The sequence below is a fragment of the Rhodococcus sp. Leaf233 genome, assembly GCF_001426165.1.
GTDB classification, from domain to species: Bacteria; Actinomycetota; Actinomycetes; order Mycobacteriales; family Mycobacteriaceae; genus Rhodococcoides; species Rhodococcoides fascians.
Genome location: NZ_LMRO01000013.1, coordinates 41,708 through 53,126, shown reverse-complemented (window position 1 = coordinate 53,126; position 11,419 = coordinate 41,708). Strand labels below are relative to the sequence as shown.

At 65.6% G+C, this 11,419-nt stretch carries 9 protein-coding genes; 7 read left to right on the top strand and 2 right to left on the bottom strand.

Translation table 11 applies throughout. The features are described 5' to 3' along the window. Positions 1-5: 5 nt before the first annotated feature. A complete protein-coding gene (locus tag ASH04_RS22995) occupies positions 6-1,361 on the bottom strand; it encodes a protoporphyrinogen oxidase (protein ID WP_057474673.1) in 1,356 nt (451 codons plus the stop codon). Beyond that, positions 1,358-2,431 carry a uroporphyrinogen decarboxylase gene (hemE, locus tag ASH04_RS22990; RefSeq protein ID WP_057474735.1) on the bottom strand — a complete coding sequence of 358 codons (1,074 nt, stop codon included), beginning with the start codon at positions 2,429-2,431 and terminating at the stop codon, positions 1,358-1,360. Before hemE ends, ASH04_RS22995 begins: the two co-directional genes overlap by 4 nt. 221 nt (positions 2,432-2,652) lie before the next feature. Between hemE and ASH04_RS22985 the strand changes: the two genes are divergently transcribed. The 7 genes from ASH04_RS22985 (at position 2,653) to ASH04_RS22955 (ending at position 11,349) form a co-directional block, all read left to right on the top strand. Beyond that, a complete protein-coding gene (locus ASH04_RS22985) occupies positions 2,653-3,195 on the top strand; it encodes a DUF3000 domain-containing protein (RefSeq protein ID WP_239536507.1) in 543 nt (180 codons plus the stop codon). A gap of 59 nt (positions 3,196-3,254) precedes the next feature. Then, positions 3,255-4,535 carry an HRDC domain-containing protein gene (locus ASH04_RS22980; protein ID WP_057474672.1) on the top strand — a complete coding sequence of 427 codons (1,281 nt, stop codon included), beginning with the start codon at positions 3,255-3,257 and terminating at the stop codon, positions 4,533-4,535. A gap of 72 nt (positions 4,536-4,607) precedes the next feature. After that, positions 4,608-5,834: a thiolase family protein gene (locus ASH04_RS22975; protein WP_057474671.1), complete on the top strand. Its 1,227-nt coding sequence runs from the start codon at positions 4,608-4,610 to the stop codon at positions 5,832-5,834. Beyond that, a complete protein-coding gene (locus ASH04_RS22970) occupies positions 5,831-7,936 on the top strand; it encodes a 3-hydroxyacyl-CoA dehydrogenase NAD-binding domain-containing protein (protein ID WP_027496914.1) in 2,106 nt (701 codons plus the stop codon). The genes ASH04_RS22975 and ASH04_RS22970 overlap by 4 nt, the downstream gene beginning before the upstream one ends. A 97-nt stretch (positions 7,937-8,033) precedes the next feature. Continuing rightward, entirely contained in the window at positions 8,034-8,894 is an 861-nt protein-coding gene (gene sigJ / locus ASH04_RS22965) for an RNA polymerase sigma factor SigJ (RefSeq protein WP_057474670.1), read from the top strand. 92 nt (positions 8,895-8,986) lie between these two features. Further along, positions 8,987-9,733 (top strand): SDR family oxidoreductase, encoded by a 747-nt coding sequence (locus tag ASH04_RS22960; RefSeq protein ID WP_057474669.1) that lies wholly within the window; start codon positions 8,987-8,989, stop codon positions 9,731-9,733. 218 nt (positions 9,734-9,951) lie between these two features. Next, positions 9,952-11,349, top strand: coding sequence for a sugar porter family MFS transporter (locus ASH04_RS22955; RefSeq protein WP_032365061.1), 1,398 nt, complete (start codon positions 9,952-9,954; stop codon positions 11,347-11,349). The last annotated feature ends 70 nt before the right edge of the window (positions 11,350-11,419 follow it).

Genomic DNA, 11,419 nt, shown 5'->3' with positions numbered 1-11,419 from the left:
GGCCCCTATCGTGCCACCTCGACCAGACGGGCGGCAGCGGTGGTGGCGGACGCAATACAGGCCGGTACCCCGACGCCGCGCTGCCACGCTCCGGTCACGGCGAGCCCGGCGAGTTCGGACACTCCGGATTCGATGGCGGCGACGCGGTCGAGGTGTCCGGGAGCGTACTGCGGCAATCCGCCCGGCCACCGCTGGACGGTCACTGCCAGCGGCCGGGTGCCGATACCCGAGACCGTGGCCAGGTCGGCGAGCGCGACGTCGATCGTGTCCTCGTCGGATCGCTGCGCGGCAGTGTCGTCGCCGAAACGCCCGAGCGAGGCTCGCAGCAGTACCGCGTCACGCTGGGCCAGGTGCGGCCACTTTCGACTGGACAGCGTGAACGCCTTCACGTCCAGCCCCGCGTCCGTCGCCACCAGAATTCCCGAATTCTGCGGCAGCTCGGTCGACGTCGGAAACGCCATCGCCACGACCGTCGACGACGCAAGTTCGATCTCACGGGCCGCGCGCGACGCGTCCGGTGCGAGGTCTGTGATGAGATCGGCCAGTATCGGTGCCGGTACCGCCAGCACGACCCCGTCGACCACACCCACCCGATCGACGAACCAGCCGCCCGACTCACGGCGGATCTCGCCGACGCTCGTCTCGCGCAGAACGCGAGCGTCGGTGGCTGTAACCAAAGCGTCGAGCAGCACCGCGTAGCCGTCCCGGAGTCCACCGAACACCGGCCCCGGGGACGGAGTCGGGAGTGCCTTCAGCACAGCCTCGGTCAGGTTCGCCGCGCCGTTGTCCAACGCAGCGGCCAGCGTCGGCAGCGCAGCACGGACACCGATGGAGCTCGCCGAACCGGAGTAGACCCCGCCGAGCAGTGGATCGACCGAACGGCTCACCACCTGGTTCCCGAAACGTGTGCCCACGAGATCGGCCACGCTGGCATCGGAGCCCCGGACCCATCGAAACGGCCGCTCGGTCTCGGTGTCGATGATGTGCAGCTCGGACGGATCGACCAGCTCTCGGACGGACTCCGCCGACGACGGGATACCCATGAGGGTGCCCACCGGAAGTGGATGAGTGCGTCCACCGGAGAAGACGAGCGGTCGCACCGTCGACGGGTGCACCAGCTGATCGGTGAGCCCCAGTTCCGCAAGCAGGGCGGGCACCTCCGGACGGCGCCCGATGAACGCCTCGGCACCGACATCGAGCGACTGATCGCCGACCGAGGTGGTGCGCAGGGTGCCGCCCACCCGGGACGATGCCTCGACCACGGTGATCTCAGCGTCGGGCCCGCACGCCTGCCGCAGGCGATACGCCGCGATGAGGCCGGAAATTCCGCCGCCGACGACGGCGTATCGCCGGACGGTCACAACGAATGCACCAACGCGACGACGCGAGTCAGGATGTCGGGATCGGTATCGGGAAGCACGCCGTGGCCGAGATTGAACACGTGGCCGCGGGCACCGGCCGCGATCGCACGATCCGCCTCGGCGGCAATGCGTCGGACCTCGGCCTCGACTGCGTCCCAGCCCGCGAACAGCACTGCGGGATCGAGATTGCCTTGCAGGGCCTTGCCGTGGCCCACCCGGTGCACCGCGTCGTCGAGCGGAATCCGCCAGTCGACCCCGACCACGTCGGCACCGGCCTCGCCCATGGCACCGAGGAGTTCTCCGGTGCCGACCCCGAAGTGGATCTTCGGGACGCCGGCCGAGGACACGGCGTCGAACACTCGTGTCGAGTGCGGCAATACGTACTCGCGGTAATCGGCGAGCGAGAGTGCACCCGCCCAGGAGTCGAACACCTGAACGGCGTCGACGCCCGCAGCCAGCTGGGCCTGCAGAAAGGTGATCGTGGTGGAGGCCAATGCGTCGAGCAAGGCGTGCCACGTGGCCGGATCGGACCGCATCAGAGCTTTGGTCTTTTCGTGATTGCGGCTCGGACCACCCTCGACCAGGTACGACGCAAGGGTGAAGGGTGCGCCGGCAAATCCGATCAGCGGGGTGGTTCCCAGTTCGCGAGTGAGAATGCGGACGGCGTCGGCCACCGGCTGCACCTGGTCGGAGGTGAGGACGGGCAGAGCCGCGACGTCCGCAGCCGAACGCACCGGATGCGCAACCACCGGTCCGGTACCGGCGACGATGTCGAGATCGATGCCCGCGGCTTTGAGCGGAACCACGATGTCGGAGAAGAGGATCGCTGCGTCGACGTCGTGACGACGTACGGGCTGCAGGGTGATCTCGGCGACCAGATCGGGCCGGAAGCACGAGTCCAACATCCCGATGCCTGCTCGGATCTTGCGGTATTCCGGAAGGGACCTGCCGGCCTGACGCATGAACCACACCGGCCGCCTCGACGTCGGTCGACCGTCGATCGCGGCCAGAAACGGCGCCTCCGGAAGTTCTCGTCGGGCGGGGGCTGCGGTGTGCGATTCGGCGTTCATCACCGTCCATGCTGCCACGTGCGACAACCGCCGCTACCCTCGAGGGCGAGACACTCATCGCAGTTCAGGACACTCGGATCGTTCGACGGACGCTCGGCGCAGTTCGATCACGGCTCGGCGCGCCTCCATCGCAGGACAACGTGACGCGTCTAACGTCCGGTGACGTGACCGAGCACCGATCTGACGCCGAACCTGCGCCTTTCCGCGCCGCCATCGACGCGATGCATCGGGCGCAGGTACACCCGGCGATCGAAATCGGTCCGATTCGGCCGCCGCAGAGACTCGCTCCCTACAGCTATGCGATCGGTGCCGAGGTCAAGCACGCCGACTCCGAGCAGATCGACGAACAGAGCGACGGCGACGCGTTCGGCCGTCTGATCCTGTTGTACGACCCCGACGGTGCCGAGGCCTGGAACGGCACTCACCGCCTGGTCGCGTACATCCAGGCCGACGTGGACGAGTCCCTCGCCGACGATCCGCTGCTCCCCGAGGTCGGCTGGAGTTGGCTGGTCGACGCCCTCGAATCGCGATCGGAACCGTTGAACGCGCTCGGCGGTACGGTCACCTCGACCAGCTCGGTACGGTACGGCGACATCGCCGGCCCGCCGAAGGCTCACCAACTCGAACTTCGTGCGTCCTGGACGGCGACGTCGGAGGATCTCTCGACCCATGTCGAGGCGTTCTGCGAGGTGCTCGCCTACGCCGCGGGCCTGCCGCCCGCGGGCATCACCACTCTCGGGCAGCGCAGTTCCAGTCGGACATAGCAGTTCCAGTCGTACATAGTTGCCGGTCCGTTCGGCCCCAGGGCCTAGAGTCACATCTCATGTCAGCCGAGAGTTCCCCGGACGCCGCGTCGGATGCAGAAGCGAACGAGCCTGTCGCCGTTCCGTTGTTGGCCCCCGCTGACGGGGTTCCCGACGTCGTCGACACCGCCGATGCCGTTCGCGCAGCCGCAGAGGCACTTGCCGCAGGCCACGGGCCCCTCGCCGTCGACGCCGAGCGCGCGTCCGGCTTCCGCTACTCCCAACGTGCGTACCTCGTGCAGTTCCGCCGCCGCGGCGCAGGCACCGTGTTGCTCGACCCCATACCCGTCACCGGCGACCTCGCACCCCTGGCCGAGGTCATCAACCCGCTCGAATGGGTATTGCACTCCGCGGACCAGGACCTGCCCGGTCTCGCCGAACTGGGGCTCGTCCCCGCCACGCTCTACGACACCGAACTCGCCGGCCGCCTGGCCGGATTCGACCGCGTCGGCCTCGGTGCGATAGTCGAGCGAACCCTCGGCCTGGCCCTGCAGAAGGGGCACGGCGCGGCCGATTGGTCCACCCGACCCCTCCCCGACACCTGGCTCAACTACGCCGCCCTCGACGTCGAAGTTCTGCTCGAGCTGCGAGACGCGATGGCCACCGAACTCGAGGCACAGGGCAAAACCGAGTGGGCAGCACAGGAGTTCGCCCACATCCTCGCCCTGGGCCCGCCCAAACCGAAAACCGACAGATGGCGTCGGACATCGGGGATCCATGCGATCAAATCTCCCCGCACCCTCGCTGCCGTCCGCGAATTGTGGGCCACGCGAGACGAATTGGCGGCCAAGCGTGACGTAGCACCGAGCCGGGTCCTGCCCGACTCGGCGATCGTCGCCGCGGCGACGGCCGATCCGAAGTCCTCACGCGAACTCGAACAGCTACCCGTCTTCGGCGGCCCCCGTCAGCGTCGGTCCTCTCGGTTGTGGGCCTCGGCCCTGACCCGAGCACGGGCGCTGCCCACCGCGGAATTGCCGTCGATGGCGGCATCGTTCGACGGGCCGCCACCGGTCAACCGATGGGCCCGCCGCGATCCGGACGCAGCGGCTCGACTCGCCGATGTGCGAGCGGCGATGACCGAGCTGAGCGAATCGGTGTCGGTACCGGTCGAGAACCTACTCATGCCGGATCTACTTCGGCGACTCGTATGGGATTGGCAGACTCCCGACGACGACGGCGTCGACCCAGGAGAGATGATCGACGCTCGGTTGACCGAGGGTGGGGCTCGGCCGTGGCAACGCTCGCTGGTGGTGCCGGTTCTGACGAAGGCACTGCACCCTTCCCAAGTTACCGACGGGTAATACCCGCTACAGTGGGTGGCGCGTCCGGGCACCCGGACGAGTCGTCCGCATCTGTCGGGAGGATCGAAAAGCGTGTCTGTACCCCCGTCCACCAGCTCACAGAGGAATGTTGTCTTCGTCGACGGCATCCGTACCCCGTTCGGCAAAGCAGGCCCCAAGGGCATGTACGCCGACACTCGCGCAGACGACCTCGTCGTCAAAGCAATACGCGAGCTTCTCCGCAAGAACCCCAATCTTCCTCCCGAGCGCATCGACGAGGTCGCGATCGCTGCGACCACACAGACCGGCGATCAGGGCCTGACCATCGGCCGGACCTCCGCTCTCCTGGCCGGGCTCCCCCGCAGCGTCCCGGGATTTGCGATCGACCGCATGTGCGCGGGTGCGATGACTTCGGTGACCACCACCGGATCGGGAATCGGCTTCGGCCAGTACGACGTCGTCATCGCAGGCGGAGTCGAGCACATGGGCCGCCACCCGATGGGTGAGGGTGTCGACCCCAACCCGCGCTTCCTCGCCGACAAGCTCGTCGATCCCAGTGCACTGGTGATGGGCAACACCGCCGAGAACCTGCACGACCGGTTCCCGAGCATCACCAAGGACCGCACCGACGCCTACGCCGTCGCCAGCCAGAACAAGTACGACGCGGCCAAGAAAGCCGGCTACATCGCCGACACTCTCGTTCCGGTCGCCACCAAATCCGCCGCAGGATGGGGCCTGGCTACCGAGGACGAGCCACCTCGCCCCGGCACCACCGTCGACGATCTCGCCAAGCTCAAGACGCCGTTCCGGCCCTCAGGACGAGTGACCGCAGGCAATGCTGCCGGCCTCAACGACGGCGCCACCGCGGCGATCCTCGCCGGTGAGGACACCGCGCACGAGCTCGGCCTGAACATCGGGATGCGGATGGTCGGCTTCAGCTTCGCCGGCGTCGATCCCGCCGTCATGGGCATCGGCCCGGTTCCCGCAACCGAAAAGTTGCTCGGCCGAACCGGATTGAGCATCGACGACATCGGCCTGTTCGAGATCAACGAGGCCTTCGCCATCCAGGTTCTCGCCTTCCTCGAGCACTACGGCATCGCCGACGACGACCCCCGCGTCAACCAGTGGGGCGGTGCCATCGCGTGTGGCCACCCCCTCGCTTCCTCGGGCGTCCGCCTGATGACGCAGCTCAGCCGTCAGTTCGCCCAGCAACCCGACGTCCGCTACGGCCTGACGACCATGTGCATCGGTCTCGGCATGGGCGGCACCGTCATCTGGGAGAACCCCAACCACGCTGACTACTCAGGAGCCAAGGCATGAGTGACATCACGACGGCGTTCGAGGACGAGGTAGTCACGAACGCGTTCACCAAGATCGTGTCCGTACCGGGGCTCGACGGCTCCATCGCCCTCGTGACCCTCGACAACGGCTTCGATCACACCAAGCCGTCGACCTTCGGTCCCGGCGGACTCGCCAAGTTCGACGCCGCACTCGACGAGGCATTCGCAGCGAACCCGATGGCCATCGCCGTCACCGGCAAGCCGTTCATCTTCGCCGTCGGTGCCGACCTCAACGGTGTGCCGAACATCAAGACCAAGGACGAGGCGCTGCAGATCGGGCAGCTCGGCCACAAGGTCTTCCGCCGCCTGCGCGAGTCGACGGTTCCCACGTTCGCCTTCATCAACGGTGCCGCACTCGGCGGTGGCCTCGAAGTGGGACTGCACTCGCACTACCGCACCGTCGCGGAGAACGCTGCCGCGCTCGGCCTGCCCGAGGCCTTCCTCGGCCTGGTACCGGGATGGGGCGGAACTCAGTTGCTACCCAACATCATCGGTGCCTCGAACGCCGTCACCGTCGTCATCGAGAACGCACTGAACCAGAACCGCGTCCTCAAGCCGAAGCAGGCACTCGACCTCGGCATCGCCGACGCCCTCTTCGGCGGAGCCGACTTCCTCGAGCAGTCTCTCGCGTGGGCCGCTCAGGTCATCAAGGGCGAGATCACCCCTGCTCGTCCCGAGATCGACCGCGGGCAGGCCTGGGACGACGCCATCGCCCGTGCCCGGGGCATCGTGGCCGGCAAGACCGGCAATTTCGCACCGGGACCGGTCGCTGCGGTCGACCTGCTCGAGCTGGCCAAGAACACCGACATCACCGATTCCGCGTCTCTCGACAAGGCCTTCGCGGCCGAGGACGACGCGCTGTCGACGCTGTTGGTCAAGGACGAGTTGCGTGCCGGTTTGTACGCCTTCGACTTGGTTCAGAAGCGCGCGAAGCGTCCCGCCGGTGCGCCCGACAAGTCGCTCGCCCGCAAGATCTCCGGTGTCGGCATCGTCGGTGCCGGTCTGATGGCCAGCCAGCTCGCGTTGCTGTTCGTGCGCCAGCTGAAGGTGCCGGTGATTCTCACCGACATCGATCAGGAGCGCATCGACAAGGGCGTCGGCTACGTTCACAGCGAGATCGACAAGCTGCTCGGCAAGAAGCGCCTGTCCCCCGACGCCGCAAATCGCTTGAAGGCGTTGGTGTCCGGATCGATCGACAAGTCCGCATTCGCGAACACCGACTTCGTTATCGAGGCAGTCTTCGAGAACCTCGACGTGAAGAAGAAGGTGTTCGCCGAGGTCGAGGAATTCGTCTCTGCCGAGACGATTCTCGCGACCAACACCTCGTCGTTGTCGATCACGAAGATGGCGGCCGACCTGAAGCACCCCGAGCGCGTGGTGGGCTTCCACTTCTTCAATCCCGTGGCCGTACTTCCGCTGCTCGAGGTCGTCAAGGGCGAGAAGACCGACGATGCCACTCTCGCAACAGCATTCGCGACGGCGAAGACACTGAAGAAGTCGGCCGTGTTGTCGGCGGATCTCCCCGGATTCGTCTTCAACCGTCTCGTTACTCGCGCGTCCAACGAGATCATCAGCGCGATCGACGAGGGCACCCCGTTCGATGTGGCAGACGGCGCTGTGGGCGAACTCGGCATGCCGATGAGCCCGCTGACGTTGCTGGCACTCGTCGGACCGGCCGTCGCTCTGCACACCGCGGAAACACTGGCCGAGGCGTACCCGGAGCGATTCAAGGACTCCGCCGGATTCCGTGCACTCGTCGAGGCGAAGAAGCCGGGTGTGTGGACCTACGGACCCGAGGGCCAGGTCGTCGACCCTGAGGTGGCCGCACTGTGGCCGCAGGGTGACTCACCGTCGACGGCCGAACAGGTTCTCGAGCGAACCCGTAACGCCTTCGCGGACGAGATCAAGATCATGCTCGACGAAGGGGTCGTTGCCGCGGCCCAGGACATCGATCTCTGCCTGCTGCTGGGCGGAGGCTTCGGATTCTGGAACGGCGGTATCACTCCGTACCTGGATCGCAGCGGCGCGTCCGAGGCCGCCACCGGTCAGCGCTTCCTCGCGCCCGGTGTAGCCAGCGTCTAGCTCTACCTGCCGAATTCGAGGTTATGGACGGATTTCTTCTGATTTTCGTCCATAACCTCGAACTCGGCTTTTTCGTGTCGGGATAAGGTCTGATCCGATGAACAGCGAACGCAGTCGGTTGATCGGCATCGCCTATCGAATGCTGGGTTCCTACAGCGACGCCGAGGACGCAGCATCGGAAGCGCTGCTCCGCTGGTACCGACTCACCGACGCCGAACGTGACGAAATCGACGTCCCCCGTGCGTGGCTCACCCGCGTCGTCGGCCGCATCTGTCTGGACCTGCTCGGATCCGCCCGCGTACGCCGGGAACACTATGTGGGGCAATGGCTTCCCGAACCCGTCCGAGCCCTTGCGCCCGGCGACGACGGCACATCGGACCCGGCCGACCGCATCGCCCTCCACGAGTCCGTCGGCCTGGCGTTGCTCGTCGTTCTGGACTCACTGAGCCCGGCAGAACGTGTCGCGTTCGTGCTGCACGATGCATTCGCGGTTCCATTCGACGACATCGCGAACGTTCTCGGTCGGACCCCCGCCGCCTGCCGCCAACTGGCCTCGGCCGCCCGGCGACGGGTGCACGACGATCGCCGCGGCCCGAGCGCACCCAACACCCACGACCGCGTCGTCCGCGCTTTCGTGGCTGCCGCCGCCGGCGGAGATCTCGATGCGCTCGTCGCACTGCTCGCCCCCGACATCACCCTCGTCAGTGACGGCGGCGGACGGGTGTCGGCGGCCCGCAACCCGGTTCGCGGGGCCGATCGGGTCGCCCGCTTCGTTCTGGGTATCACCGTCAAGTCCACCGACCTCGACCGGTCGATCGAATCGGTCAACGGCCTGACCGGAGTCGTCCTTCGCCGACACGGTGTGGTCACCGGTGTGATCGGTTTCCGCACCGATTCCGCCGTGGTCACCGACGTGTGGATCGTGCTCAACCCGGAAAAACTTCGACACTGGTCGTGACGGCCATACATTCTCGTGGGCTACGTCGTCAGTGCAGGTGAGGCCCGAACTTCTCGAGCCGATCGACTCCGAACAGGACAGGTGGACACACGATGAAAATCGCCGTAGCCGGTGGAACAGGAACCGTCGGAACGCATGTCGTCGACGTGGCGCGTGAGCGAGGGCACGAGATCGTCGTGCTGTCGCGGTCGGCCGGTGTCGACCTCGCCGACGGGACCGGCCTGTCCGACGCTCTGGCCGGCGTCGACGCTGTCGTCGATGTCGCGTCGACACAAACGGTCTCGGCGAAGGAATCGACGGCGTTCTTCTCCGCCGTCACCCGCAACTTGCTGGCGGCCGAGATCGAGGCCGGAGTCGGCCACCATGTGGCGCTGTCCATCGTGGGGATAGACAAGGCTCCGCACTCGTACTACGCCGGAAAAGTCGAGCAGGAGAACATGATTCGGTCCGGGTCGGTGCCGTGGACGATCCTGCGAGCCACTCAGTTCCACGAATTCGCCGCTCAGATCCGTGCACGCGCGTCGTTCGGTCCGGTGAGCATCGTCCCGAAGATGGTCTCGCAACCGATCGCCGCCCGCGAGGTCGCCGATCGATTGATTGATCTGGCCGAGCACTCCCCCGCGGGCCGCGTTGCCGACCTCGGCGGGCCGAGACAAGAACGGATGGCCGAGATGGTGCGGCGCTATGCACGTGCCATCGGTGCCCGTGGCCTGGTGCTCGAGGTCCCGATTCCCGGCGCATACGGTCGCGCGATGCGAGACGGAACGCTGGTCACCACGACCGGTTCGGATCACGGTTTCCAGACCTTCGATCAGTGGTCGGCCACCCTGGCGCGATAGCCACCTGCCGCCGAACTCGAAGCTATGGACGACTTACGGCAGTTTTCCGTCCGCAACTTCGAGTTCGACAGCGCAATATCGGACAATTCACCTATTTCGGCACTTGGATTGCTGCACGCCACGAATATCGAGGCGATTTCGCTCCCATTCCGTGTGTGCGAGGACGAAGATGGCGATGACCACCATGGACGCTGTTCACCCGAAAGCTGGTTCATGCCATGACGCAATCGACCGATCGGCACACCGCAAAGGTCATCGGAGTCACCATCGCCGCCGCTGTCGGCGGGTTTCTGTTCGGATTCGATTCGTCCGTCGTCAACGGTGCAGTCGACTCGATCCAGGAGAATTTCGCTCTGTCCTCGTTCGTCACGGGGTTCGCGGTCGCAATCGCACTCCTCGGGTGCGCGGTCGGAGCCTGGTTCGCCGGTCGCCTGGCCGACAGTTGGGGCCGCAAGAAGGTGATGCTGCTCGGCTCTGCGCTGTTCACCATTTCCTCGGTGGGGTCCGGGTTCGCCTTCAGTGTCCCCGATCTGATGTTGTGGAGGGTCCTCGGCGGGCTGGGTATCGGAATTGCGTCGGTGATCGCGCCCGCGTACATCTCGGAGATAGCACCGGCTCGCTATCGCGGTGGATTGGCATCGCTGCAGCAACTGGCCATCACGGTCGGCATTTTTGCCGCGCTGCTCTCGGATGCGGTTCTTCAGAACGCGGCAGGCGGACCGTCGAACGATCTATGGTTCGGCCTCGAAGCGTGGCGGTGGATGTTCCTGGTCGGCGTCGCGCCCGCATTGGTCTACGGATTTCTCGCGACACTCATTCCAGAATCACCTCGGTACCTGGTGGGTAAACACCTCGACGAGGAAGCTGCACGCATTCTGGGCGACATCACCGGCGAAGTGAACCCCGACGAACGCATCCGGGAAATTCGCCTGACTCTCCGGCGAGAATCCAAATCCTCGTTCGCCGATATCCGAGGACCCAAATTCGGTCTGCAGCCGATCGTGTGGGTCGGTATCACGATGGCGATTCTGCAGCAGTTCGTCGGGATCAACGCGATCTTCTACTACTCGACGACGCTGTGGAAGTCGGTGGGCTTCAGCGAGAATCAATCGTTCGTCACGTCGGTGATCACGTCCGTCATCAATGTGTCGATGACATTCGTCGCAATCTTGTTCGTCGATCGATTCGGTCGCCGAAATCTGTTGATGATCGGCTCGATCGGCATGTTCGTCGGTTTGGTCCTGGCCGCAGTCTCGTTCACGCAAGCCGTCGGAAGCGGCGACCAACTGGAATTGCCGTCGCCGTGGGGCCCGGTAGCGCTCGTCGGCGCAAATCTGTTCGTGGTCTTCTTCGCAGCAACATGGGGACCGATCATGTGGGTGATGCTCGGAGAGATGTTCCCCAATCGAATGCGTGCAGTGGCGTTGGGCATCAGTACCGCCGCGAACTGGATAGCGAACTTCGCCATCACATTGGCATTCCCGCCGTTGTCCGACACCATCGGACTCGGCTTCATCTACTCGTTCTTCGCACTGTTCGCTCTCCTTTCCTTCTTCTTCGTCAAATACAAGATCACCGAGACCAAAGGGATGGAACTCGAAGAGATGGGCGTCTGAATCGAGGTTGCCCGAACGACGGCGGGTCCACGGTTTTTCGGACCGATAAGGCAGGGTGGGGGTGCACTCT

Coding starts and splice junctions, on each gene's coding strand:
- ASH04_RS22955 (WP_032365061.1), top strand. CDS start 9,952: ATGACGCAATCGACCGATCGGCACACCGCAAAGGTCATCGGAGTCACC.
- hemE (WP_057474735.1), bottom strand. CDS start 2,431: ATGAACGCCGAATCGCACACCGCAGCCCCCGCCCGACGAGAACTTCCG.
- sigJ (WP_057474670.1), top strand. CDS start 8,034: ATGAACAGCGAACGCAGTCGGTTGATCGGCATCGCCTATCGAATGCTG.
- ASH04_RS22980 (WP_057474672.1), top strand. CDS start 3,255: ATGTCAGCCGAGAGTTCCCCGGACGCCGCGTCGGATGCAGAAGCGAAC.
- ASH04_RS22985 (WP_239536507.1), top strand. CDS start 2,653: ATGCATCGGGCGCAGGTACACCCGGCGATCGAAATCGGTCCGATTCGG.
- ASH04_RS22960 (WP_057474669.1), top strand. CDS start 8,987: ATGAAAATCGCCGTAGCCGGTGGAACAGGAACCGTCGGAACGCATGTC.
- ASH04_RS22970 (WP_027496914.1), top strand. CDS start 5,831: ATGAGTGACATCACGACGGCGTTCGAGGACGAGGTAGTCACGAACGCG.